At 44.0% G+C, this 713-nt stretch carries 1 pseudogene; it reads right to left on the bottom strand.

What is annotated here, in order from left to right:
- Nucleotides 1-128: 128 nt before the first annotated feature.
- A pseudogene (locus R7R78_RS26275) lies at nucleotides 129-713 on the bottom strand (carboxypeptidase M32); the annotation flags it as partial.

Here is a 713-nt window from a genome sequence, read left to right as displayed (position 1 = left end):
AACCAAGACTTGTCCCTGCAATGGATATCAGTATTTAAAAAGAAAAATGCCCAAGGAGCTGCGTTCCTTGGGCATTGACTTTCTTGAGTCTTAACTCGTGGGTCTTAACGTTATATTAAGTTCAGCAGTTATAGGTAACGACTTTTTAAGTGGGCTTGGAAGTGTTGAGCATTAAGCGTTTCACCTGTCGCTTGTTTTACGAGCTCATCGGTCGTTAACAAGCTGCCTTTGCTCCAGATATTGTCTGATAACCAAGTAAAGATGGGTGAAAGGTCACCACTTTGAATTACGCTATCAACGTCGATAGTCTTCTTCATCGCTGCCATAAATTGTGCCGCGTACATGGCTCCTAGTGTGTACGATGGGAAATAACCAAAAGAGCCGTCAGTCCAATGGATGTCTTGCATACAACCATTTTTGAAGTTGCCCTCTGTAGATAGACCCAGATACGCTTTCATTTTCTCGTTCCACAATTCAGGGACGTCAGTGTGTTTAATCACACCGTTCATGAGATCTCGTTCAATTTCGTAGCGAAGGATAACGTGCGCAGGGTAGGTCAGTTCATCTGCATCAACTCGGATGAAGCCTTTTTCTACTCGCGTGTATATCTTCGCTAGATTGTCCTTCGCGAACTCGTTGCCAGAGAAATGATTTGAAGCCAAGCGAGCAAGATGATCGATAAAGGCGTTGTTGCGGCCAATTTGCATCTCGAA

This window comes from Vibrio sp. 2134-1 (genome assembly GCF_033339495.1).
This window is presented reverse-complemented; position numbering and strand designations above follow the sequence as displayed.